Below are 26,005 nucleotides of genomic sequence, written 5' to 3' on the forward strand. Positions count from 1 at the left end.
AATAATTATATAACAAGTGATACAAATTAAAATCCCAATATTATAAATTAAATTAAAGATATTGGCTATTTTATTTAATCCATCTTGTCCTTCTGCATGAGAATTTAAAGTGTACAAAAACAAAAAAATAATTGGCAATATGCTTTTCTTTACCATTTTGTCTAAGCTTTTGAATTCGGGCAAAAAAATTACTTCTCCAAACTCTCCAATTCCTCTTTCTTAGTTTTCTTCTTTTCAAAAGTCAAAACCAGAGAAGGCAATACAACCAGATTCGCAAACATCGCAAAAGCCAAAGTACAGGAAATTAATCCTCCAAGCGCAATTGTTCCGCTAAAGCTTGACAATGTAAAAGTGGCAAAACCTAAAATCAAAACTACCGAAGTATAAAAAGTACTGATTCCGGTTTCTCTCAACGAACTAAAAACAGATTTCTTCACTTTTCCGCCGCTTTGAAGAAAGTCATGTCGATATTTTGCCATAAACTGAATCGCATTATCCACCGAAATTCCGAACGCAATGCTGAAAACTAAAATCGTTGACGGCTTCAATGGAATCCCTAAATACCCCATTAATCCTGAAGTAATACAAAGCGGTAAAATATTTGTAATTACCGAAGCAAAAACCATTTTGAAAGAGCGAAATAAATACAGCATCAATATTGCAATAACTAAAATAGCAAAAATCAATGATTCGATTAAGTTACCAACCAGATACGAAGTTCCTTTCTGGAAAACCAATGCCTTTCCGGTAACGGTAACTTCAAAACGATCTTTAGGGAAAATTTCATCAATTTTTGAGTGAAGTTTTTTCTCTACTTTCGCCATTTCATCCGTTCCGATATCTTTCATGAAAGTGGTGATTCTGGCATATTGTCCGGTCGAATCTACGTAGGCTTTCATTAAATTTTCTTTGCTGTTTTTGGTTGCATTTTTAGCATAACTTAAAATGAAAGTCTGCTCCTGCGAAGTTGGTAATTGGTAATATTCCGGATTTCCATTATAAAAAGCCTGTTTGGAATATTTAACCAGATTGACAATCGAAACCGGTTTTGCCAATTCAGGAATTTCTGCAATCGTATTTTGCAGTTCATCCATTTTGCGAATCGTAGAAGCCTTCATAACACCTTTTTTCTTTTTGGTGTCAATCATGATTTCCAAAGGCATAACTCCGTTAAATTCTTTTTCGTAGAATAAAATATCTTTAAAGAAAGAAGCACTTTTTGGCATCTCACCAATCAAACTTCCTGAAACTTTCATTTGCGAAACACCAATTACACTAAATACCAAAAGCAAACCATATACAATATAAACGTATCTGCGTTTTGTTTTAACTATATTTTCGACAACATTTAATAAGGTCGAAATATAAGTTTTAGTCAGATGGTATAAATGTTTTTCTTTTGGCAGCGGCATAAAACTGTAAACAATAGGTACAATTAAAAGCGTTAAAAGATATACCGAAATTACGTTGATAGAAGTTACCAGTCCAAATTCAAAAAGCAGATCATTTCCCGTAATCATAAAAGTTGCAAAACCAATTGCAGTCGTTAAATTCGTCATTAAAGTCGAAACCCCAATTTTTGAAATAATACGCTGTAAAGCTTTTGCCTGATTGTTATGCAGTTTAATTTCCTGCTGGTATTTGTTAATCAGGAAAATACAGTTTGTGATTCCGATTACAATAATTAATGGTGGAATGATGGCTGTTAAAATCGTGATTTTATAATGAAATAATCCTAATGTTCCGAAAGACCAGATTACGCCGACAATTAAAATACAAATTGAAATAAAAGTTGCTCTGAACGAACGGAAAAAGAAAAAGAAAATCAAAGAAACGGTAAAAAGTGCAGCTCCGATAAAAAGCGCGATTTCACCTTTCATATTATCTGCATTAATTGTCCTGATGTAAGGCATTCCGGAAACGCGAAGGTCAATACCTGTGGTTTTTTCAAACTTATCGATTTTCGGAACTAAATTTTCAAGTATAAAAGTTTTTCTTCCTGCTGTATTTACAAGGGCTTTGTTAATGTAAATTGCAGATCTTATACTTCCGCTTTCTTTGTTAAAAAGCAAACCTTCATAAAAAGGCAGATTGTGAAATAAATCGTATTGAATCTTTTTTAAATATTCAGGATCAACAGCTTTACTTTGGTCAATGAAAGGAGTTAAAACGAACTTTTGGTTTACGGTATCTTTTTCTAATTTTTTTAAATCGTTTAAAGAAACAACTAAATCAACTTCTTTAGATTTTTTTAAACCTGTCATTAATTCGTTCCATGCCGCATAGTTTTTTGGAGTAAAAAACTTCGGATCTTTAAAACCTATTACAACCAGATTTCCTTCTTCTCCAAATTTATCTAAGAATTTTTGATAATCTTTATTTGCAATATGGTTTTTAGGAAGTAAATTAGCTTCGGAATACGTCATAGCAAGGTTTTTCCATTGGTAGCCAAGGAAAATTGTAAGGGCCGCGACAACAACCAAAATCGTAATTCTGTTTTTAAGTATGATTCTGGCTAATTTTTCCCAAAACCCAACTTGAATAGCGTTTTTCATAAATTCTTTAAAAATGGTTGCAAATGTAGTGAAAACTGCTCAAAATCATAAACAATCGATTGTATTTTACTTAATGTTAACACAAATGAAAGCTTTTTAATTTGTGATAATTTTCTTTCTTTTTAGTGTTTAATCGCAAGGTTTTCTCATATTTGCAATTAATTTAAAATGAAAAGAAAATGAACTGGATTTTATTGATTATTGCCGGACTATTTGAAGTTGGATTTGCATCATGTCTTGGAAAAGCAAAGGAAACAACAGGAATCACATCAACGTATTGGATGGCTGGTTTTTTTGTATGTCTTTCGATCAGTATGATTTTATTGTATAAAGCAACGCAGGTTTTGCCAATTGGAACCGCTTATGCCGTTTGGACAGGAATTGGAGCAGTTGGAACCGTTTTAGTGGGAATTTTTATTTTTAAAGAACCGGCCGCTTTCTGGAGAATATTTTTTCTGACAACATTAATTGCTTCTATTATTGGGTTGAAATTTGTTTCTAGTCATTAAAAACGTATTTATGAATTTTAAACAAATAAGAATTTCAACAATTACTTTAAGCCTGTTAATTTTTGGAATTTCATTATCCCAAAATGCAGTAACTATAAATTTTGGAGGTAAAATAAGAGTAGTTTCTTCTCTTGAATATTTTTTTATGGGAAGCACTGCTCTTTTGGGTGGAGGATTACTAGAGCAAATTATTTGGATGGCAAACCCTTTATGTCTTTTTGTAATTATTTATTTTATTAAAAACAATAAAAATGCAGTATTGTTAAGTTTAATTGCATCTTGTTTAGCAATATCTTTTTCTTTTTGGGAAGAGATCTTAGGAGCAGAAAGTGGTTCTATGGCTGAGATTGTTTCTTTGGAATTAGGTTATTATTTATGGGTATTAAGTATATTAATATTGACAATAGGAAATATAATTTATTATAAAGTTTTATTTAAAACAACGCTAGAATCTTAACCAATGCAGGAAAACAATACCACAACTTTTATTTTTTTAGCTATTCTTTTACTCTTAATTGTCATAATTTGTTTTATGATTTATCAATTAATGCAGACAAATAAAGCAAAAGAAGATGCTGAAAAGAGTTTTTATGCGCTCGAAGCAAAAGTAAATGACTTACAGCTGGAAAATTTAGAGTCAAAACTGAACCCCCATTTGTTTAAGAATATTTTAAATTCGATTCAGTCGCACGCTTATCAAACCTATTTTGCATTGGATAAACTGGCCAACGTACTGGATTATATTTTATACGAAAGCAAAAAGAAATTTGTCACGGCAAAAGAAGAAATCAATTTTGCGCTGAATTTAATCGAAATTAATAAAATTAAAATCAGTCCGCTTTTTGAACTGAAGATCAAAACAAATATCAATGAAGAAGATAAACTGTACGATCAGCCTTTATTGGCACCTTTGATTTCGATAGATTTAATTGAAAATGCATTTAAACATGCCGATCTTCAAAGTGCCGATGCTTTTATTTCCGTAGTTTTTGAGTTCAGGGACAATGCTTTTTTTATGACCGTTTCCAACAAGATCTCAGATAAAAAAGTGCTCAAAAAAGAGCGAAGCGGTTTTGGACATGCAACTCTGGAGCATCGCCTGCGGATTATTTACAAGAATAATTTTAAACTCGAGAAATTTGTAGAAAACGATGTTTATATTGCCCATCTAAAAATTGATTTACTTGAATACAAAACTGAAATGCTTGCTTCTGGACGATGAACTTCCTGGATTAACATACCTGAAAATGCTTTGCGAACAAATTCCGGAATTGGAAATCGTAAAAACTTTTAATAATCCGCAGAAACTCTTGTCTGATATTCCCGAACTCGAATTTGATTTATTAATTTCAGATATCGAAATGCCCGGAATGGACGGACTTCATCTGGCTGAGATGCTCAGCGATAAATTAGTGATTTTTTGTACCGCTTATAAAGATTATGCCGCCGATGCTTTTAATATCGACGCAGTTGATTACATTACAAAACCGGTAAAACTGGAACGTCTGCAAAAAGCAGTTTCAAAAGCTTTAGAGCGTTTTGAAAAACCGGACAGGGCCAAAAAATTCATTCAGCTTAATACTGATAAAGGCAAAACACTGCTGTATTTTAATCAGATTCAATATATAAAAACGGCTGTAAGCGACAGTCGCGATAAAACTGTTTTATTGACTGACGGAAGTTTTATGAATTTAAAAAATGTTAAATTCGATACTTTATTAAATGAATTGCCCGAAGCTGATTTCTGCCGAATCAACAAAAAAGAAATCATTGCCGTTAAAGCAATAAAATTCTTTAATCACAACGAAATTGTTTTGCATCATTTGGAGGAAAACAATAAAAATACAACCTTAATTTTGAGCGAAACCTATCGATTTGATTTTTTGAAAAAGGTAAAATTATAACTTATTACAAAGTTTTTCAGCCTTATTACATACATTGAAAATTAGCGCGGAATTTGTTTTTTCACTTCGAACTCACTTCTGATATTTGCTGCAATAAATTAAAAGAACGAGTGATGAATAACATTAAAAACTCTTTATTCTACGTTACCATTATTGGAGGATTTACCGCCCTCATTTATTGGATAATTTCAATAGGCGCTTCACTTGAGGCTGGAAGACATATCGTTAAGAAAAATATTGAAAGCAATCATTGGAATGATTTTCTGCATTCAATGGTAGAGAACTTACAGCATCCACTGGCAATTTTACTGGCTCAAATCGTTACTATTATTTTAGTGGCGCGTTTATTTGGATGGTTTTTCAGAAAAATAGGACAGCCATCTGTAATTGGAGAAATGATTGCAGGTATTGTTTTAGGGCCGTCTTTGGTGGGTATGTATTTTCCTGAATTTTCTGCCGCTTTATTTCCAAAAGAATCTTTAGGAAACCTGCAGTTTTTAAGCCAGATTGGTTTAATCCTTTTCATGTTTGTTATTGGTATGGAGCTGGATTTAAAAGTGCTTAAAAACAAAGCGCACGATGCAGTCGTGATCAGCCATGCCAGTATTGTTATTCCGTTTGCATTAGGATTAACGCTTGCTTATTTTATCTACCAGACTTTTGCACCTATTGGAGTTGAATTCTCTTCTTTCGGATTGTTTATGGGAATTGCCATGAGTATTACTGCTTTTCCGGTTTTGGCCAGGATTGTTCAGGAACGAGGAATGCAGAAAACAAAACTCGGAACAATTGCCATTACCTGCGCCGCCGCAGATGATATTACAGCCTGGTGTATTCTTGCCGTTGTAATTGCAATTGTAAAAGCAGGTTCACTTTCCAGTTCATTATACGTAATTGGTTTAGCGATTTTATATGTGATCATTATGCTGAAAATTGTTCGTCCGTTTCTAAAACGTGTCGGAGATTTAAATTCAACGCGTGAAAGTTTAAACAAACCGGTTGTTGCTATTTTCTTTTTAACACTTTTATTTTCTGCTTATGCTGCAGAGTTAATTGGAATCCACGCTTTATTTGGAGCTTTCTTAGCAGGCGCCATTATGCCTGAAAACAATAAATTCAGAAACATATTTATTGAAAAAGTTGAAGACGTATCGATAATCGTATTATTGCCGTTATTTTTTGTTTTTACAGGATTACGTACGCAGATAGGTTTGTTAAACGATCCTCAATTATGGAAAATTACAGGATTAATTATTGCCGTTGCAGTAGTGGGGAAATTCTTTGGAAGTGCCTTAGCCGCAAAATTCGTCGGGCAGAGCTGGAAAGACAGTTTGGCGATCGGAGCTTTAATGAACACAAGAGGTTTAATGGAACTTGTTGTTTTAAATATTGGTTACGATCTTGGTGTTTTGTCTACAGAAATTTTTACCATGATGGTAATTATGGCCTTGCTTACCACTTTTATGACAGGTCCGGCCCTGGATTTTATCGGATTTATTTTTAAAGATAAAATCACAGCAATACCACAGGAAATTGGAAATAAGAGCAAATACAAAATTCTTCTTTCATTTGGAACTCCTGAAAGAGGAAAGAAGCTTTTAAAAATTGCTAACAGTCTCGTAAAAAAACAGCCGGATAATTCAATTGTAACCGCAATGCATTTATCATTAAGTACAGAAATACATTCATTTGATGTAAAAGACCATGAACGTAAAATGCTTTTTCCGGTTATCGAAGAATCTAACCGTTTGAATCAAAATATGATAAGTTTGTTTAAAGTTTCTAATGATATTGACACCGATATTATTGATGCTGCAAATCAAGGCGAATACGACTTATTGTTAGTAGGGCTGGGACAATCGATTTTTGACGGAACGTTACTCGGAAAAATTCTTGGTTTTACTACCCGAATTGTAAATCCTGATCGTTTGATTGACAAGTTTACCGGAAAAGAAGGCTTGTTTGAAAACTCTCCTTTTGACGAAAGAACACGTCATATTATTACCAAAAGCAAAATGCCGGTTGGAATTTTTATAGATAAAGATCTTGAAGAAGTAGATCAGGTTTTTATGCCGGTTTTTAGCAAAGAAGATGCTTTTTTAATTGATTATGCTAAAAAATTAATTAACAATAACGGCTCTCAGATTACCGTTTTGGATGCCAGCGGAGAAGTAAAAAATACCCGCGAAATTCAGGAAACTATTCGTTCTATCGAACAAATTGCTCCAAATCATATCATGATTATGCATGACAGAACCATTAAAAAAGAATTTTTAGACGGCCAGAACTTAATGATTATAAGTTTAGACAGCTGGAAAAAACTAATAGAATCTCAAAGTACATGGCTGAATAATACACCTTCAGTGTTGATTTTGAAACCATAAAATTTTAGAAATTCCAATTTTTAGAAATTCCAAATTCCAATTTATTTTGGAATTTGGAATTTTTTATTTTAATATTTTTATTGATGTGTTTTGAAATTTCGTATATCGATCTTCTCAAAGCTTTAAACTTTGACAAAGATTTTACTCATAAACAACCTTGGAATTTGGAATTTCTAAAACTTGGAATTTAAAATTTTAAAGTCCCAAATCAAGTACATAAGAAATCTTAACGGCAATATTATCTTCAAATTTCAGTAGTTGATTTGGTCCGTAACGATAAAATCCGCCTAGACCAAAACCTTTGTAGATTTTATTCAGCTCAATTCCCGATTCAAAAAAACCTTTATCAAGTGTTTTGTAAGCCGGGCCAACATGCTGTTCCGGTTTTTCCATATTTCCCCAAGCCATTCTGGTTACTAAAACCAGCGAAGGTCTGACTTTTTTCAAAATTTTGATTCGGTCAAAACCATGTTTAGCCTGAAAGAAAATATATTCGCTGGAGAAAAATTCATTAAAAAACATTGTTTCAAAACTGTTTCTTCCGGCAAAAGTAATACGTTGTATCACGGTTTCTTTGGTAAGGTTATTTGGCATTGTATTGTACAAATGCGTTAACGGAACATCTCCCATTGCATAACCTCCCTGCAAAAGCAGACTTGTTTTTTGTCCATTCAGGTATTTCTTCTCATATTCGGTTTTAAAATCTATTTTTCCGAAATTAAAATCGTTGTCCAGTACATTTGGCAAAGACTGTGTATATTGAAAAGTAAATCTTGGAAATTTTTTATCAGATTCGGTTCTTCCGGTCGGCGTTTGCATAAATTCACTAAATGGCGCCCAGACAATAGAAACCATTGCCGTTGTCATAATATAACTCGAGTACAGCTGCCCGTTGTAATTAAAAAGATAATCAAACTTTGGTTCAACATACGTTCTTGCGAGTTCTAGAACAGCTTCTGTTTTCGGAATAATTTTCGTTTGTATATTTCCTTTCCAGCTTGTGTAATGATAAAATGTGCTAATGTTAATGGGACGCGGATCATAAATTTTAAAGACACGTTTGTCAACGGCAAATACGGTACTCGCAATTTCCCTTACATCATCTGTATACGATCCGTTTATCCATGTGTTGGTGTTGGTGTCCAGTAATACACCGGCACCTAAATTGTATTTTACAACACCATCTTTTGTTCCGTAAGCTGTATATCCTTCGATCCTGAAATCTTTAGAAAATTTATCATTTGTTACACCGCCAAGACCTAAGCGAAAACCTTCGTAATTGTTGTAACTGATTATTTTTTTCAAATCGAGATCAACAGGACCAATAGGAAGATAACCGTTAATGATTTTTCTGCCAAGACCCAAACGTTTTTCGATTCTTCTGTTAATCGATAAACTATCTAATAATTGATATGTTTTCTGGCTTTTTTGGTCTAATGCTTCTTTTCGGTACTGATTCCAGAATTCCTCTGGTTTTTTGCTTGCATCGGCTTTAATTTCAATATAAAGCGATGGATTTTTTATTGGAGTTTCGGTATTATAATGAATGTCGAAATTATTACTTTCAGAAAGCAGGTACGTAAAATCTGAAGCGGCTTTTTTTCTTGGTTCAAAATTCTCTTCAACATCTCCGTCAAACTGAATGGTTCCGCCCAGAATCTTAATGTCGTCGTCATTTTTGCCTTTTACAATTTTAAAAGTCGTATTGCTTTGAAACCATACTTTTTCATTCGGCACGTAATCAAATTCGTGAATACCGCTGATATCCAAAACACCTTTTATACGCATCACTGCTTTTGCAATCGCAAAATTTTGTGAATCGATATACAAAACACCTTCTAAACCGGATGTTTTTCTTTTGTGTTTGTTTTTAAAGTAAATCATAAAAGTTTCCCGTCCTTTTATATTTACAGTATCCAGTAATTTATAATTGTATGTTGCCGGAGCAGTATTCGAAATAGGGTTTTCATATTTAGTTTCAAACAGCTCGTATTTATTGTCATAAATGGATATTGACTGCAGATTAAAAGCAATGACTTCGTAGATTGGGTTTTTGAATCCGGCTATTTTCGTTCCGAGAACTGTTTCTTTAAGTTTATTATTTCCGAATTGATATTGCGATACTTTTTCCGTTTGAAATAAATGCTGTTTACTGATGATTTCCTTGAATTTGTAATCAGAGGAATCGATGTTGATTTTCTTTTTATTAAAATCCTTGTATACGGCAGAGGAATCAATTCTTCCGTCGATAGAATCAGGATTTGCAGTTACAATAAGTTTATTATACGTTTTGTATTCAAAACTCCTTAATTTTTTCTGCGGATTGTTGTTGTTTTTATTGGCAATAACTTTTTTGATAATGGTTAAAGCCGGATTTTCATTCGAAACAATAACTTCATTCAAATCATCGGTTTTTTGCGCTAATGAAACCGAATAAAATTTCTTTTTTGGCAGCAAAGAAATCGTTTTTGTCTGAAAACCAATATAAGACACAGTAAAAATTCCTGACTCTGCAGCGGTTTTAAAAATGAATTTTCCGTCAACATCAGTTATTGTATTGCTGGCATCTGAAGTGGTAATCGTTGCAAAGGGCAGTGGATTGTTGTTTGAATCGGTTACAATTCCGCTTATTTGAAATTGCGCCTGAATAGTTAGCGTGAAAAATAAAGTCAATAAACAAAATAGCCTCATAGAGAATTATATAGATTCAAAAACGGAAAGAATTTGATTTTGGTATGCAAAAATAAGAATAAAAAAAATCCGTCTGATAATTTTACCAGACGGATTTTTGAATTTCAGTATCAAATACTTATACCTTCATGATTTCAGCTTCTTTTGCAGCTAATAATTCATCAATTTTTTTGATAAAAGTATTGGTTAAGTTTTGAACTTCTTCTTCTGCAGATTTACAGATGTCTTCTGAAGTTCCTTCTTTTTCTAATTTTTTAATGTCAGTATTCGCATCTTTTCGAACATTACGAATTCCAATTTTTGCATCTTCTGCCTCAGCTTTTGCCTGTTTTGCCAAATCACGACGGCGTTCTTCTGTCAATGGTGGAACACTGATGATGATAACATCTCCATTGTTCATTGGGTTAAAACCAATATTAGCAACTAAAATTGCTTTTTCAATGGCTTGTAACATATTTTTTTCAAAAGGCTGCAAGGTAATTGTTCTTGCATCAGGAACGCTGATTTTTGACACTTGAGAAAGAGGTGTTGCGGCACCATAATAATCAACAAAAACACCTCCAAGCATTGCCGGAGAAGCTTTTCCTGCACGAATGTTTAGAAATTCTTTTTCTAAGTGTGCAATCGAACCATTCATTGATTCTTCAGTACTTTCTAATATAAAATCGATTTCTTCAGTCATTTTGTTTAGGTTTTTAGATTTTTTAGAAGATTAGATTTTTAGACTTTAAAAAATCTTCTAATTTGCTAACTAATATAATTTAATTTTAAGATGCTTTAATGATTGTCAACATTTAGAAAATCTTATCTTCTAAAAAATCCAACAATCTAAGCAGTCTAGATATTTACTACAGTTCCGATGTTTTCTCCTTCGCAGATTTTTAAAAGATTTCCAATTTTGTTCATATCAAAAACAACAATTGGTAATTTATTTTCCTGGCTTAAAGTAAAAGCTGTTGTATCCATTACGTTTAATCCTTTTTTGATTACATCATCAAAAGAAATAAAATCGAATTTTACAGCCGAAGCATTTTTTTCAGGATCAGAATCATAAACACCATCTACTCTTGTTCCTTTTAAGATAACATCTGCATTAATTTCGATTCCTCTTAAAACTGCTGCAGTATCTGTTGTAAAATATGGATTTCCGGTTCCTGCACCAAAAATTACAATTCTTCCTTTTTCTAAGTGGCGGTCAGCTCTTCTTTTAATATATGGTTCTGCGATAGATTCCATTTTTAAGGCAGTCTGCAGACGCGTTTTCATTCCTTTGTCTTCAAGTGCGCCCTGCAAAGCCATTCCGTTAATAACAGTAGCAAGCATTCCCATGTAATCACCCTGAACCCTGTCCATACCTGCGCTTGCTCCGGCAACGCCCCTAAAAATATTTCCTCCTCCAATAACGATTGCAATTTCTACTCCTTTTGCATGAATCTGCTTAATTTCATCAGCATATTCGGCTAATCTTTTAGGGTCAATTCCGTATTGTAAATCACCCATTAAGGCCTCACCGCTAAGTTTTAGAAGAATTCTTTTATATTTCATATTTCGTGTTGCGTTAATTTGTGCAAATATAGACATATTCTGATTTTTAGAAATAGTGTTTACAAAAAAATAATTTTCAATTTGATTTGAATTCGGGATATTTAATTTGTAAGAATTTATTTTATTTTTGATTTTAAAAATATTTAATCTTAAAATCATTATCTGTAAAAGCTGAATTAATAATAACTTTAAGTTCAAACGTCAGATTTGCCTGAAAATATATACTTTTAAACAAAAGAATTTAAAATTTAAAAAGCATATGATTTGCACATTTTATTCTCATGAAATTGGTTTTGATAAAATAGTCAACAAACTAAAAAGTAAATATCCGAAAGCAGATTTTAAAATCTACGATGAAGACGGATCTCAAATTGCAGAAATGGAAACTAAAGACGGCTTGTTTGGTTCTGCAAACAAACTGACCATTACTTACCGACAAAGAAATGAGCCGTCTTATCAAATTCCGGAAACCGACGACAGTCCTTTAACCGCAAACCTTAGAGGATTGTCAGGATACGCTGCTTCCCTGCCTTCTGAAAATGAAAAAGTAAAAGAATTGTTTTTGCACAAAATCCAAACGCTGAACAGCGAATTTTCTATTATTCAGGAAAAAGGAAAAACAAAAGACTTAAAAGAACTGATTTATGAACTGGCCCAGAATTTTGATGCGGTTCTTTTTGCACAGCCCGATACAAGCATTAGTAAATCTGATGGCCAGCATTTTTTAAATAAAAATCTTGATTTGATAATTGATAATAATGGAGCCTGCGGAATTGAAACTCTGGATGTAAAAATTAACAGTGCTTATTATGACAAAGATCAGACCTCAATAACCGATCAGCAAAAAGAATGGAAAGCAAACAGTGAGAAAATTCTTGAAGAAAAAAGTATCAAAATCAATAAACATTTGCCTTACATAGAATCTGAAGATGAAGTTGTAATCAGAACGGCAAAAGAAATTGCAGAGCGTGTTACTGTACTGGCGATGACTAACTTAGTTGCTTTTAATAATCTTTCCGGAGAAGAAGCCGGTGACTATTTAAAAAAATACAATTTATGGGATTTGGTTACACCAGATGAAAAAGACTTTTTTGCAAATCCGACAGAGCAGAGAAAAAGCCATGAATCCTGGAAATGTGAATGTATCTGGGTATTGATGTGGGCACTAAATAAAGTAGGCGATTTAGGATTCCCGGATGAATTATGCAGTTTAAATGATATTGCTGATGAAGATTATCCGGTAAGTCCGGAAAAAGATCCGAATGATTTTATTAATTCAATTACGGAGACAAGAAATAAATTGGAAATATTGGCTCTCAATGACTTATATTATAGATTAGACTGGGCTTGTGTTGATGCCAGAATAAATGGAACGGATATGACAGCAGTTCATCCCGGTGTGGTTTATGAACGTCATTATGCATTGAACTGGCTTATAAATTACAACGAAGCAGAATGGGATGACGTTACTTGTGATACCTAGGATTTTTAAATTGAAAGGAAGAAATTTTTGTCTCACCGATTGTTTTAATTATGACATAAGTCATTCTTCCGTCTTTCTAATTTTTGTAATTTTATAGTCAGCAAAATAAACTTATATGAAAAGCACAGTGGCCAAAGCATTGTTCAACAGCTATTCTTATGTTGAATATCGAAAATTAGTTACCGATTTATTGTCTGAAGGAAAATCAACTGGAAGCGAACAGTCTGAAAGTTTGACAAATTATACTAAGTTGAATGAAGCCAGAATGAACCGACTGGAAAAGACCGTTACAATTCCTGAAGATGTTATTTCAAAACTACGGCATTTAGACAATCACTATATCTGGCTGGTAATTTCTGAAGGCTGGTGCGGCGATGCAGCGCAGATTCTTCCAATTTTAAATAAAATGGCTCTCGCATCTGATAAAAAAGTCGATCTGAGAATTGTACTTCGTGATCAAAATGATGAATTAATGAATCAATATTTAACAAACGGAGGAAGAGCAATCCCAAAAGTAATTGTAATTTGTAAAGAAGCGGGAATTGTTCGTACAGATTGGGGACCAAGGCCAAAAGGTGCATCAGAATTAATGGCTAAACATAAAAGGGAAGTAGGTCCTATTGATGAAAAAATAAAAACAGATTTACAATTGTGGTATCTGGCAGATAAAGGAATTTCTGTGCAGGAAGAACTGGTTGAAATTATGGAAAAAATTAAATATAACCGACTTTAATTGTTAGCGTTTTTGTAATAATTGTCTGAAACCCTTTGTTGGTAAAGTGTTGATAGTAAATGTTATAATTTTTTTAAAATTTTTTAAAAACACTATTTGTAATACAATTTTTTGTATCTTGCTATAACTAATCCCACTTCTATTGTATATTTTTTGATTTACTCTTTTTATTGGTGTCTATTTAATATTAATTAAAAAATGCACTATTATGAAAAAGTTATTCGAAAGGTTTTATGATTCTTTTTCCAGATACTTATTTGGAAGACAAAGAAATGTTCCGCATTATTAATTTGTAGAAAACAAATATGGTGTAACATTATTTTAGGAGTAGGCACATTACAATTTTACAGCTGTAATGTGCTTCTTGTTTTTACAAAGAAAGGCTTTCTTCAAACAAAGTAATATCAATCGCATTTTTTACATCATACTCGCCAATTTTTGTTCGGCGTAAAACGGTTAAATGCGAACCAGAATTCATGGCTTTTCCAAAATCATAAGCAAGAGAACGAATGTAAGTTCCTTTACTGCAAACCACTCTGAAATCTATTTCTGGCAATTCTATTCTTGTAATTTCAAATTCGTGAATCGTAGTTTTTCTGCTTTCAATTTCAATCGTTTCTCCGGCACGCGCATGTTCATACAAACGAACGCCATCTTTTTTAATGGCAGAAAAAATAGGCGGTTTTTGATCAATTTCACCTAAAAACTGTTTTACCGTTTCGTGAATTAAAGCTTCGTCGATATGCCCTGTTGGGAAAGTCTGATCAATTTCGGTCTCTAAATCATAAGATGGAGTAGTGGCACCGATATAAAAAGTTCCTGTATATTCCTTTGCCTGACCCTGAAGTTCAGAGATTCTTTTTGTGAATTTTCCGGTACAGATCAATAAAAGGCCTGATGCCAAAGGATCTAACGTTCCGGCATGGCCAATTTTAAACTTTTTAGGAAGTCCGACTTTGTTAATTAAAAGGTATTTTAATTTATTGACTGCCTGAAACGAACTCCATTTTAAAGGTTTGTCTATCAGTAAAACTTGTCCGTTTAAATATTCTTCGGGTGTCATTATATGATGGTAAGCGGGTGAATGAAAAAGTGAATCAGTAATAGAATGATTCCGGCAAGGATTCTGTAATATCCAAAAACTTTAAATCCGTTTTTAGTCAAAAATCCAATAAAAGTTTTAATTGCCAAAAGCGCTACGATAAACGCCACGATATTTCCAATAATTAAAATATTGATTTGATCGTGAGATAAATCAAACCCGGCTTTATAATAATCGTAACATTTTTTTGCAGTTGCGCCCAACATCGTTGGAACAGCTAGAAAAAAAGAAAATTCAGCAGCAGTTGTTCTGGATAATTTTTGAGACATTCCGCCTACAATACTGGCTCCGCTTCGCGAAACTCCCGGAATCATAGCGATACACTGAAATAATCCAATTTTAAGAGCTTGCAGATAAGTAATTTCTTGTGACGTTTCTGCAGCATTTGGATTGTTGAACCAGTCATCCACTTTTAATAAAATTATTCCCCCGATTAAAAGTGAAACAGCTACTGTAACGGGATTTTCTAATAAACCATCTATAAAATCACTCAGCAATAACCCTAAAACTACGGCAGGAATAAAAGCAACTAAAAGTTTAAAATAAAAATCGAAAGTCTGAAAGAAACGTTTAAAGTATAAAACAACTACCGAAAGTATCGCGCCAAGTTGAATAACAATGGTAAAAAGTTTAGTGAAATCTTCGTGTGCGATTCCAAAAAATGAAGAGGCAATAATCATGTGCCCTGTTGAAGAAACAGGTAAGAATTCTGTAATTCCTTCAATAATGGCAAGAACAATAGCTTGTAATGTGTTCATTTAAAAATTAGATTTTTAGACTTCTTAGATTTTGGACTTCTTAGATTTTAGAAGATTATCTGATAATCTAAATTTCTAAGATGTATAAGCAAGTCTATTTAGATTTTTTGAAAATAGAATAAATTGTGATTCCAAAACCAATTAATACAGTTGTTGGAGCTAATCGAATACGTCTAAAACTAAAAACATCTTCATTAAAAACATTCGGATTATCACTTCCACCACCAGACATTAGAACAAATCCTAATGCAATTACAGCGATTCCAATTAATAAAATTTTGTAATTGATACCATCAAAAAGGAATTCCTGTTTTTGCTGCTGCTCTTCTTTATTGTTGTTTTTCATTTTTATTCTTTTATTATAGGTCTGATCAAAGTCAGGCATTTTAAATATAAATTCTGTAATCTGAAAATTAATAAAGATCGTCAGTTCTTAAATTCAGAAAACGTTGTGTTGCAAAGTGCGTGCTTACCCATGTAATTAAAACACCTAATCCGAAAACGGCCAATAAAACCAATCCTATTAATGCTTTGTCTTCCAGGATTCCTAAACCAGGGAAATTAGTTTCTACATAGAATAATAGTGCAACTAAAGCTATGATAGCCAATAAAGCACCAAGCATTCCTAATTTTACACTGCGCGTTACAAAAGGTTTACGGATAAAAGATTTTGTCGCGCCAACCATCTGCATGGTTTTAATAATAAATCGGTTGGAGTGAATCGATAAACGCAAAGAACTATTGATTAATAAAACAGCAATTACAGTGAGGAAACCGCTGATGATTAAAATCCACATACTTACTTTTTTGATGTTATCATTTACCAGATTTACTAATTGTTTGTCGTAAACAATGTCTTCAATCATGGTATTCTGACGTAATCCGCTTTCTATTTTAGAGATACTGTCTCTTTCAACATAATCTGCTTTTAAGTGAATGTCGTATGAATTCAACAATGGATTTTCTCCTAAAAATGTCAGGAAATCTTCTCCAATAATATCAGTATGCTCTTTTGCCGCTTTTTCTTTAGAAACATAAGCATACGATTTTGCAAAAGGAGCTCTTTTTAATTGTGTATTAAAAGCTTTGATAACGCTGTCATTTGCTTCATTTTTGAAGAAAACCGTCATGGCGATCTTTTCTTTAAAATCGTTTGCCAGTTTTTTAGAATTAATAATGAATAATCCCAGTACTCCCAAAAGGAATAAAACCAAGAATACACTTAATACTACCGAAAAATAAGAGGAAATTAACCTGCGTTTTTGAAATTTATCAAAGTTAGAACTCATAGTCTGCTTAAATTATGTGGTAAAAATAAATAAAGAATTTCTTTATTTAAAGTTATTAACGAACTTTTATACTATAAATGTACAATTAGATATTGAATAAAAAGAATGTTTAACCGCAAAGCACGCTAAGTTTTTTAATTTCTGATTATTATAACGCAAACTTTTCAAAGCTTATTAATAAAAACTTTGTAAACCAGTGTGATGTATTTTAATATTCGTTCACCCAGTTTTTTTATTAATTACAAGTTATAAATAAGTATTTTTAACGGCTGTAATAAGTGTTTTTACTTAATATTAAATACGTAAATTGTTATTTTATTTGTTTGTCAATGAAATAGCTTTGCTACAATCCGCAATAAATGTAAATTTGCGCCTTAAAACTTAGAACCTTAGTTACTCAGTAACTTAGCAACTCAAAAAAAGAAATGAAATACAATCCAAACGAAATTGACGCCAAATGGCAAAAATATTGGGCAGAAAATCAAACTTTTGCAGCAAAAAATAACTCTGAAAAACCTAAACATTATGTTCTCGATATGTTTCCTTATCCATCAGGAGCAGGATTGCATGTGGGGCATCCTCTGGGTTATATAGCATCAGATGTATATTCTCGTTTCAAAAGACATCAGGGTTTCAATGTTTTACACCCAATGGGTTACGACAGTTTCGGATTGCCGGCAGAACAATATGCAATTCAGACAGGACAGCGTCCGGAAGATACAACACGCGTAAATATTGACGGTGGAGTAGACAAGGAAGGTAAACAAATTGCCGGATACAGAAAACAATTAGATAAAATTGGATTTTCATTTGACTGGGCGCGTGAAGTCCGCACCTCAAATCCGGATTATTATAAACATACACAATGGATTTTTATCCAATTGTTTAATTCCTGGTATTGCAAAAAAGAAGATAGAGCTTTTGAAATTTCAGAGCTTGTAAAAGTTTTTGAAGAGGAAGGAAATGAATTAGTCGAAGCGGTTTGCGACGACAATGTGGCAATTTTTACTGCTGCCGAATGGAATTCTTATTCTGATGATCAGAAAGAAAAAATCCTTTTACAATACAGATTAACCTATTTAGCAGAAACAGAAGTAAACTGGTGTCCGGGGCTGGGAACAGTTTTGGCAAATGACGAAATCGTAAACGGAGTTTCAGAACGCGGAGGCTTTCCTGTTATAAGAAAAAAAATGACACAGTGGAGTATGCGAATTTCTGCTTATGCCGAACGCCTGCTTCAAGGTTTAAATGATATTGACTGGAGCGAGTCTATTAAAGAATCTCAAAGAAACTGGATTGGAAAATCAGTTGGCGCAATGGTTACTTTTCATGTAAAAAATCATGAGGAAGTAATTGATGTATTTACAACCCGTCCTGATACAATCTTTGGAGTAACATTTATGACTTTGGCACCAGAACATGATCTGGTTGCTAAAATTACAACTCCGGAACAAAAAGAAGCAGTTGAAGCCTATATCGAAAAAACGTCAAAACGTTCTGAGCGTGAACGTATGGCAGATGTGAAAACCATTTCGGGAGTATTTACAGGGGCTTATGCAGAACATCCGTTTACAAAAGAACCAATTCCGGTTTGGATTGGCGATTATGTTTTGGCAGGTTACGGAACAGGTGCTGTAATGGCGGTTCCTTGCGGAGACGAAAGAGATTACGCTTTCGCTAATTTCTTTAAAGGTCAAAACGGAATGAAAGAAATCAGAAATATTTTTGCTAATGTAGACATTTCTGAAGCTGCTTACGGATCAAAAGATAATGTTGAAATCGCTAACTCTGATTTCTTAAACGGTTTAAATTATAAAGAAGGAACTAAAAAAGCCATCGCTAAATTAGAGGAAATCGGACAAGGAAAAGGAAAAACCAATTACCGTTTGCGTGATGCCGTATTTTCTCGCCAGCGTTATTGGGGAGAACCTTTCCCGGTTTATTATGTAAACGGACTTCCAAAAATGATTGATGCGCAGCATCTGCCAATTATTTTGCCGGAAGTAGAAAAATATTTACCAACTGAAGACGGACTTCCGCCATTAGGAAATGCTGCAGTTTGGGCTTGGGATACAAAACAAAACAAAGTAGTTAATACTGATCTGGTTGACAATGTTTCTGTTTTTCCTTTAGAATTAAACACAATGCCGGGCTGGGCAGGAAGTTCTTGGTACTGGATGCGTTATATGGATGCACATAATGAAAAAGAATTTGCATCGAAAGAAGCTTTAGCATACTGGCAAAATGTAGATTTATATATAGGAGGAAGCGAACACGCAACCGGACATTTATTGTATTCTCGTTTCTGGAATAAATTCTTAAAAGACAAAGGTCTTGCCCCAACCGAAGAACCATTCAAAAAACTGATTAATCAGGGAATGATTTTGGGTACTAGTGCTTTTGTTTATAGAGTAGAAGGAACAAATAGTTTTGTTTCTAAAAATAAAATAGGAGATCAGAAAGTACAGCCAATTCACGCTGACGTTTCAATGGTAAACTCTTCTGATGAATTGGATATTGAAAAATTCAAAGCTTGGAGAGAAGATTACGCCGATGCAGAATTTATTTTAGACGATAACGGAAAATACATTGTAGGCCGCGAGGTTGAAAAAATGTCAAAATCGAAATATAATGTAGTTACACCAGATGATATTTGTGCAGAATACGGTGCCGATACATTGCGTTTGTACGAAATGTTCTTAGGTCCGTTGGAGCAGGCAAAACCTTGGAATACTGCTGGTATTTCGGGAGTATTTGGTTTCCTTAAAAAACTTTGGAGATTGTATTTTGATGATAACGGTTTAATTGTAAACAATGATGAACCAACAAAAGACAACTTAAAATCGTTACATAAAACAATTAAAAAAGTAGCGGATGATATTGAGAATTTCTCTTTCAATACTTCGGTTTCTCAGTTTATGATTTGTGTAAACGAATTGTCTTCTCAAAATTGTCATTCAAGAGCGATTTTAGAGCCGTTAGCCATTTTGGTTTCGCCTTATGCACCGCATATTGCAGAAGAATTATGGTCACAGTTAGGACATACAACTTCTATTTCTGAAGTTCCGTTCCCAATTTTTGACGAAAAACATTTAATTGAAACGAATAAGGAATATCCGGTTTCTTTCAATGGAAAAATGCGTTTTACAATCGAATTGCCTTTGGATTTAACCGCTGCACAAATCGAAGAAATCGTAATGAAAGACGAAAGAACACAAAAACAATTAGATGGCAGAACGCCAAATAAAGTGATTATCGTTCCCGGAAAAATAATTAACCTTGTGGGTTAATATTTAAATTTCAAATATTAAAAATTCCAAATTCCAATTTGTTGGGGTTTGGATTTTTTTTTCGTTGTATTTACCCTGAAAAATAACCCCATTTTATGCTGTAGAGACACACTGCATTGCGTCTAACGTTTCGTATTTTAACGCAAAGGGCACAAAGGTTTTTTGGCAAAGTTCGAGGAGTTTTTTTATTTGAGAAGCCAAAGAACGCAAAGCTTTTTCTCCAATCTTGTCAGTCTGAGCGAAGTCGAAGACCACGCAAGTAGCTCGACAAAGATTGGCAATTTAGTTTGCGGAGTTTCTTGCGTGGTCTTCGACTTCGCTCAGACTGACAAGATTGGAGAAAAAGCTTTGCGACTTAGCGTCTTTGCAAGCAAAATAACCTAGCGTACTTTGCGAAAAACTCTCTGCGCCCTTTGCGTTAAAAACCCGGAAACATTGGAATTTGGAATTTAATATTTAAAATTTTAAAAACCACTGTAACATTTTAATAGTTTACGTATCCAAAGGGCGGATCCGATTAAATTAACAACTTAAAACTATTAAAAATGAAAAAGTATCTCATCTTAATTATAGCGTTATTATTCTCGGCACTATGTCTCAATGTTTTTGCACAAACAAAATCATATCCTTTTGAAGTTGTTAAAACAGGAAAAGGAAAACAATCTATTGTATTTATTCCCGGATTTGCTTCTTCTGGCGAAGTGTGGAATGAAACTAAAGCAAGTTTCGAAAAAGATTTTACCTGTTATACACTTACAATGGCCGGATTTGCAGGAGCAAAACCACAGCCAAATCCTTCATTTGAAAACTGGAAAAATGAAATAGCCCGTTATATCAAAGACAATAAAATCGAAAAACCAATTTTAATAGGCCATAGTATGGGCGGCGGATTGGCACTTGCAATTGCTGCAGATTATCCGGAATTAATTGGTAAAATTGTTATTGTCGATGCGCTCCCTTGTTTAGCGGCTTTGACAGATCCATCTTTTAAGTCAAAAGAAAACAATGATTGTTCTGCAACTGTAAATCAAATGACGGCAATGACTGAAACTCAGTTTTATGATATGCAGAAACAAACTATGCCAAGACTTTTGGCAGATGTTTCAAAACTGGAAATGGTTGTGGATTGGAGCGTAAAATCAGACCGAAAAACATTTGCTCAAATGTATTGTGATTTCTTTAATACCGATTTGAGAGAGAAAATAGCAGCTGTAAAATGTCCGGCGTTGATTTTATTAGAATCTTATTTTATAAATTTAAAACCGGCAATTGAAGGGCAATACGGGAAATTGAAAACTGCTGATTTTCAATATGCTGATAAAGGTCTGCATTTTATAATGTATGATGACACAGCCTGGTATATGAAACAATTAAACACATTTTTAAAATCTTAAAATGGAATTCGAAAATATCTACAAAACCTATTGGGATAGAATTTTCAGGCTTTGCATGGGTTTTGTGAACGATTATGATGCAGCTCAGGATCTGGCTCAGGAAACTTTTATAATTGTCTGGCAGAAACTGGAAACATTTAGAAATGAATCTTCTATTGGAACATGGATTTTCAGGATTGCATCAAACAATTGTCTGAGGCAAATTGAAAAACAAAAGCGTTTTCCAAAATCAGAACTTCCCATTCATCTTTCTGAAGAAAAGCAAATTTCGCTTGAACCGCAGATTCAGTTTTTATACCAATGTATCGCCGAATTACCGGAAACAGAACGAATCATTATTTCATTAGAATTAGAAGATGTAAAGCAGGCAGAAATTGCAAAAATCGTTGGTCTTTCTGAAGCCAATGTGCGGGTGAAAATTCACAGGATTAAAGAAAAACTGACTCAAAAATTTAAAGAAAATGGACAACGATAAAAATATAGATTTTAAAGATTTATGGAAAAAACAATCCGTAAGCCGGCCAGACATGCAGGATTTGCTGGCAAGATTAAATAAATTTAAAAAAGCCGGAGTGCGAAGTTTATGGATTATGAATATTTTGCTTTTTGCAACCAGTGCCTTTATTGTTTTTGTATGGATTTATTATCAGCCGCAGTTTATTTCGACTAAAATTGGAATCATATTTACCATTCTTGCCATGGTAATTTATTTATTTGCTTACAATAAGTTGTCGACTCGGTACAAAAATATAGAAGCCACACAAAGCAACCACGAATACTTGCAAAACCTGATTTTGATTAAAAAGAAAATGCAGTTTTTGCAGACCAAAATGCTCAGTTTTTATTTTATACTGCTGACAATTGGAATTTGTCTGTACATGTATGAATATGCAAGCCGAATGTCATTTTTAGGCGCTGGATTAACATACGGAATAACTTTACTTTGGATGGGATTAAACTGGTTTTACATTCGCCCGAAACAAATTAAAAAACAGCAGGCAAAAATAAATTGTTTGATTGAAAAGTTTGAAGAAGTCAATCATCAATTAGAATCATAAAAAAGAAAGCTTCGTAGTACTACGAAGCTTTTCTTTATCCAAAAACAAAAAAATTAAACTCTAACCTTTAAAATTTTATAATTTATAGAGGAAAAACATAAGGGCTCACCACCGCTACAATAATTCCGTCATTGTTTGCTGTTGCAGTTAATTCTTTAACAACATTCCCGCCTGCGTAAATTTTAACTGTTATGGTCTGTCCCGGCGTTCCGCCAAGACCACTTACGTTAAGTGACACACCGTTTGTGCCTGCATCAGCTGTGAATTCTTTAGTCCACGGAAGTGCATTAATATCTTCATTAAGTGCATTGCCGCCTTTTTCGATGTATGTTGCATCAAGTTGTCCGGCAAAATTTCCTGTTACTTCATATTTAATATCTCTTGAAGCTGCGCTGCCATTGTCATCATTGTCACTGCTGCAGGAAACTACTGTAAAAGCAAGGGTTAATACAACTGCTAAAGTTTTCAAAATAGACTTCATAATAAATTCTTTAATAATTAATTTTCCTTTGAAACAAAGCTACGGGCTTATTAGAAAGGTATCAATACCTGATAAAAGGCATTTTGAATTACCTGATTTCAGGTAAAAGTCAAAAGATTCTTTTTTTAAAGTTTTTTAATTTGATAAATTTGGACAAATACCACTATATGAAGAGAATCTATTTTTTTGCCTTATTTCTATTTTTATCAGCCGCAGCACATTCACAGATTATTCTTTCTCTAGACGACGATTCTGTTTATATTGACAGTATTGCAAAAATTACCAAAAACACAAAGTCGGACAGTTTAAAAAGCCTTTACAGTTTTAGATTATCGAAACTGTACTTAATGGTTCAGGATGTCAAAAAATCAAAAGAATATTTGGCGCAGGCTAACCGGCTTAAAACACGATTTCCTTTTTTAAACGATATTGCCATTTATTATAATTCTTCTTCTTACTTAGAAAAAGGCGATATCAACGGTTTTGAAAAAGAACTTCTTAAAGCAAATGAAAAGCTTAAAAAATATTATAATACAGATGCTTACCGGCTTCGCGCTGTAATTTTACAGAATTACGGCATTTTGCAGCAGCGAAAGAATAATGAAAAAGCATACATGAAAATTTTAGTTAATGAAGCGATTCCGACTGCCAAAAGAAGCCGTGATTATGAACTTATAAGCGGTCTGTACAAAGCAGTTGCTATTATTTTTATGAACTCAGACGAACGCGAAAAAGCCAGCGAATATTTAAGCGAAGCGCAAAAATATATTGAAAGGGCAATGAAAAAAACGCCAACGCTTGCCGAATCAAAAATGGAAACTTATATTATTAATGCAGAAAATCTGATTGAGTTAAAACATTTTTATGATGCGGGAAAAATACTGGATAAAGCATTTTCTACTTTAAAAGATTATCCCGAATCGAATTTAAATGATTCCTATTATTATTCAGAAGGATTATATTATGCAAGCGTGAACAAAACGGCAGAAGCTTTGGAAAGTTATGGGAAAGGGATAGTTTCGGCAAAAAAACATCAAAATCAACTTGCTTTAAACCGATTAAAATTTGCCGAATATCTAGTGCTTTTTAAACTGAAAAATTATGCTAAAGCAAAAGCCAATCTGGATTATCTATTGGAAAATACCGATATTATCGCAGACAAAAAGAATTACTACAATGAAATGGCAAAGGTTTATAATGCCACAAAAGAATATGACAAAGCTTATTTTTATTCTCATAAATACAATATTATAAATGACAGTTTAAACAATACGAAGTTTAAAACTGAAATTGTAGAGCTTGAAGCAAAATATAAAAAAGCCGAAAGCGAAAAAAAAATCACTTTGCTGCAGTCCCAAAATGAAAAAGCAGCGTTGATGGTCAATAACAACTGGCTTAATTCAGTGCTTTTTGCAGTATTGTCTTTCCTTTTATTCCTTACTGTTTTGTTCTTGTGGGTTTTCAATAAAAACCAAAAAAAGCTGAGTATTCAAAAAGAAATTAATCATACGCAGGAATTAAAGGCTTTTGAAAACCGGCATAAATTATCTGTTTCAAAAGCTTTGATTCAGGGAGAAGAGATCGAAAGAAAAAGAATTGCCAGAGATTTACATGACGGATTAGGAAGTATGCTTTCCAGTTTAAAAATTCATCTAAATCTGGCTAAAAAAGAAAATGCCGAAACGGTTAACGGCGTTGATACGCTGCTGGATAAATCGATTAAAGAACTTCGGAATATTTCGCAGAATTTAATGCCCGAAACTTTGCTGGAATTGAGTTTAGAACATGCTTTAAGAGATTTGTGCGCTGCAAATTCTAATGCAGTTACTAAAATTGAATTTCAATATTTAATTAAAAAATCAAAATTGTCTAAGAATGACGAAATCATGATTTACAGAATTATTCAGGAGCTGCTGAATAATGCTTTAAAATATGCTAAAGCTTCTCAGGTTCTGGTTTCCTGTTCGCAAAATAAAGATGTTTTTTTTATTACAGTCGAAGATAACGGAGTTGGTTTTGACGTTTTGGACGTAAAAAACAAAAACGGAATGGGATTAAAAAACATTAAAAACCGTGTAGAATTTTTAAACGGAAAATTAGAAATAGACAGTAAAATAAATCAGGGAACATCAGCTTATATTGAGTTAACCGTAATTAAAGAAAATCAGGAAAATGAGTAAAAAATATAAAATGATAGTAGTCGATGATCATCCCATTGTAATTTCAGGGATTTCGGGATTGCTGTCAGATTTGGAAAATGTCGAGATCATTGAAAAAATGCAGTCTGGAATCTCTCTTTTGGATTATATCGAAAACAACGAAACAGATTTAGTTTTAATCGATATCTTTCTGCCGGGCAGTACCGGAATTGATCTCTGTAAAGCAATTAAACAAAAATATCCGCAGGTTGTAGTTATTGGAATGAGCAGCCAGTCAGAACGAAGTCTGGTTATGCAGTTTATTCAAAATGGCGGAAACGGATATATTTTAAAAAGTGCTTCGTTTGATGAATTTAAAAATTGTATTAATCAGGCCATCGAAGGCGAAATTGTATTTAGCGATGAAGTTAAAGCCATTGTGAGCCAGCCAATGTCTGAAGATCTAGATACAATTCCGAGTTTAAGCAGAAGAGAAAAAGATATTGCTGTTTTACTTTCAAAAGGAAAACAAACACAGGAAATCGCCGATGAACTTTTTCTGAGCTTTTTAACGGTTCAGACACACAGAAGAAATATTCTGCAAAAATATAAAACCAAAAATGTAGCAGAACTAATCACCTTATTATTAAAGAATAATCTTTTAGATTGAAATTATGTCTTATAAATGTCA

Annotated in this window: 22 protein-coding genes; 13 read left to right on the forward strand and 9 right to left on the reverse strand. The window is 33.3% G+C overall.

Translation table 11 applies throughout. The features are described from left to right. Positions 1 to 188 precede the first annotated feature (188 nt). A complete protein-coding gene (locus tag ASE21_RS08835; RefSeq protein ID WP_057122225.1) occupies positions 189 to 2,555 on the reverse strand; it encodes an efflux RND transporter permease subunit in 2,367 nt (788 codons plus the stop codon). A 179-nt stretch (positions 2,556 to 2,734) separates the two neighbouring features. Here ASE21_RS08835 and ASE21_RS08840 point away from each other — a divergent pair, with 179 nt between their 5' ends. The 5 genes from ASE21_RS08840 (at position 2,735) to ASE21_RS08860 (ending at position 7,352) form a co-directional block, all read left to right on the forward strand. After that, positions 2,735 to 3,064 carry a DMT family transporter gene (locus tag ASE21_RS08840; protein ID WP_057122226.1) on the forward strand — a complete coding sequence of 110 codons (330 nt, stop codon included), beginning with the start codon at positions 2,735 to 2,737 and terminating at the stop codon, positions 3,062 to 3,064. 10 nt (positions 3,065 to 3,074) lie between these two features. Continuing rightward, the gene (locus tag ASE21_RS08845) at positions 3,075 to 3,521 is read left to right on the forward strand and encodes a hypothetical protein (RefSeq protein ID WP_057122227.1); all 447 of its coding nucleotides are present in this window, start codon (positions 3,075 to 3,077) and stop codon (positions 3,519 to 3,521) included. Between the two features lie 3 nt (positions 3,522 to 3,524). Beyond that, complete coding sequence (locus ASE21_RS08850) at positions 3,525 to 4,286, forward strand: sensor histidine kinase (RefSeq protein ID WP_057122228.1); 762 nt, start codon at positions 3,525 to 3,527, stop codon at positions 4,284 to 4,286. Next, entirely contained in the window at positions 4,249 to 4,968 is a 720-nt protein-coding gene (locus ASE21_RS08855; protein ID WP_057122375.1) for a LytR/AlgR family response regulator transcription factor, read from the forward strand. The genes ASE21_RS08850 and ASE21_RS08855 overlap by 38 nt, the downstream gene beginning before the upstream one ends. A gap of 113 nt (positions 4,969 to 5,081) precedes the next feature. Continuing rightward, positions 5,082 to 7,352, forward strand: a complete 2,271-nt coding sequence (locus ASE21_RS08860) for a cation:proton antiporter (RefSeq protein ID WP_057122229.1) — start codon at positions 5,082 to 5,084, stop codon at positions 7,350 to 7,352. A 195-nt stretch (positions 7,353 to 7,547) separates the two neighbouring features. On the opposite strand, the gene ASE21_RS08865 is transcribed toward ASE21_RS08860, so the two are convergent. The 3 genes from ASE21_RS08865 to pyrH form a co-directional block, all read right to left on the reverse strand. Next, a complete protein-coding gene (locus ASE21_RS08865) occupies positions 7,548 to 10,043 on the reverse strand; it encodes a DUF5686 family protein (RefSeq protein ID WP_057122230.1) in 2,496 nt (831 codons plus the stop codon). A 118-nt stretch (positions 10,044 to 10,161) separates the two neighbouring features. After that, positions 10,162 to 10,725 carry a ribosome recycling factor gene (gene frr, locus ASE21_RS08870; protein WP_057122231.1) on the reverse strand — a complete coding sequence of 188 codons (564 nt, stop codon included), beginning with the start codon at positions 10,723 to 10,725 and terminating at the stop codon, positions 10,162 to 10,164. Positions 10,726 to 10,880: 155 nt separating this feature from the next. Further along, positions 10,881 to 11,588: a UMP kinase gene (pyrH, locus tag ASE21_RS08875; RefSeq protein ID WP_057122376.1), complete on the reverse strand. Its 708-nt coding sequence runs from the start codon at positions 11,586 to 11,588 to the stop codon at positions 10,881 to 10,883. Positions 11,589 to 11,847: 259 nt separating this feature from the next. On the opposite strand from pyrH, the gene ASE21_RS08880 reads away from it, so the two are divergent. Then, a complete protein-coding gene (locus tag ASE21_RS08880; RefSeq protein WP_057122232.1) occupies positions 11,848 to 13,071 on the forward strand; it encodes a DUF4272 domain-containing protein in 1,224 nt (407 codons plus the stop codon). Between the two features lie 115 nt (positions 13,072 to 13,186). Beyond that, on the forward strand, positions 13,187 to 13,804 hold the full coding sequence (locus tag ASE21_RS08885) for a thioredoxin family protein (RefSeq protein WP_057122233.1): 618 nt from the start codon (positions 13,187 to 13,189) through the stop codon (positions 13,802 to 13,804). Between the two features lie 370 nt (positions 13,805 to 14,174). On the opposite strand, the gene truB is transcribed toward ASE21_RS08885, so the two are convergent. The 4 genes from truB to ASE21_RS08905 all read right to left on the reverse strand — a co-directional run bounded on the left by truB (position 14,175) and on the right by ASE21_RS08905 (position 16,953). After that, a complete protein-coding gene (truB, locus tag ASE21_RS08890) occupies positions 14,175 to 14,867 on the reverse strand; it encodes a tRNA pseudouridine(55) synthase TruB (protein WP_057122234.1) in 693 nt (230 codons plus the stop codon). After that, positions 14,867 to 15,664 carry an undecaprenyl-diphosphate phosphatase gene (locus ASE21_RS08895; RefSeq protein WP_057122235.1) on the reverse strand — a complete coding sequence of 266 codons (798 nt, stop codon included), beginning with the start codon at positions 15,662 to 15,664 and terminating at the stop codon, positions 14,867 to 14,869. Before ASE21_RS08895 ends, truB begins: the two co-directional genes overlap by 1 nt. A 94-nt stretch (positions 15,665 to 15,758) precedes the next feature. Beyond that, positions 15,759 to 16,010 (reverse strand): DUF3098 domain-containing protein, encoded by a 252-nt coding sequence (locus ASE21_RS08900; RefSeq protein ID WP_057122377.1) that lies wholly within the window; start codon positions 16,008 to 16,010, stop codon positions 15,759 to 15,761. Positions 16,011 to 16,077: 67 nt separating this feature from the next. Further along, positions 16,078 to 16,953, reverse strand: coding sequence for a cell division protein FtsX (locus ASE21_RS08905; protein WP_057122236.1), 876 nt, complete (start codon positions 16,951 to 16,953; stop codon positions 16,078 to 16,080). Positions 16,954 to 17,378: 425 nt separating this feature from the next. On the opposite strand from ASE21_RS08905, the gene leuS reads away from it, so the two are divergent. The 4 genes from leuS (at position 17,379) to ASE21_RS08925 (ending at position 22,695) form a co-directional block, all read left to right on the forward strand. After that, positions 17,379 to 20,243, forward strand: a complete 2,865-nt coding sequence (gene leuS, locus ASE21_RS08910) for a leucine--tRNA ligase (RefSeq protein ID WP_057122237.1) — start codon at positions 17,379 to 17,381, stop codon at positions 20,241 to 20,243. Between the two features lie 545 nt (positions 20,244 to 20,788). Next, entirely contained in the window at positions 20,789 to 21,637 is an 849-nt protein-coding gene (locus ASE21_RS08915; protein ID WP_057122238.1) for an alpha/beta fold hydrolase, read from the forward strand. 1 nt (position 21,638) lies between these two features. Continuing rightward, complete coding sequence (locus tag ASE21_RS08920; RefSeq protein ID WP_057122239.1) at positions 21,639 to 22,112, forward strand: RNA polymerase sigma factor; 474 nt, start codon at positions 21,639 to 21,641, stop codon at positions 22,110 to 22,112. After that, complete coding sequence (locus tag ASE21_RS08925; protein ID WP_057122240.1) at positions 22,099 to 22,695, forward strand: hypothetical protein; 597 nt, start codon at positions 22,099 to 22,101, stop codon at positions 22,693 to 22,695. The genes ASE21_RS08920 and ASE21_RS08925 overlap by 14 nt, the downstream gene beginning before the upstream one ends. Before the next feature lie 82 nt (positions 22,696 to 22,777). Here the strand turns inward: ASE21_RS08925 and ASE21_RS08930 are convergent, their stop codons facing one another. Then, positions 22,778 to 23,176 (reverse strand): hypothetical protein, encoded by a 399-nt coding sequence (locus ASE21_RS08930; protein WP_057122241.1) that lies wholly within the window; start codon positions 23,174 to 23,176, stop codon positions 22,778 to 22,780. A gap of 167 nt (positions 23,177 to 23,343) precedes the next feature. Between ASE21_RS08930 and ASE21_RS08935 the strand changes: the two genes are divergently transcribed. Continuing rightward, positions 23,344 to 25,356, forward strand: a complete 2,013-nt coding sequence (locus tag ASE21_RS08935; RefSeq protein ID WP_057122242.1) for a sensor histidine kinase — start codon at positions 23,344 to 23,346, stop codon at positions 25,354 to 25,356. Beyond that, positions 25,349 to 25,984, forward strand: coding sequence for a response regulator (locus tag ASE21_RS08940; protein WP_057122243.1), 636 nt, complete (start codon positions 25,349 to 25,351; stop codon positions 25,982 to 25,984). The genes ASE21_RS08935 and ASE21_RS08940 overlap by 8 nt, the downstream gene beginning before the upstream one ends. Positions 25,985 to 26,005 lie beyond the last annotated feature (21 nt).

It is taken from the genome of Flavobacterium sp. Root901 (genome assembly GCF_001429765.1).
In the GTDB taxonomy this organism is placed as follows: Bacteria; Bacteroidota; Bacteroidia; order Flavobacteriales; family Flavobacteriaceae; genus Flavobacterium.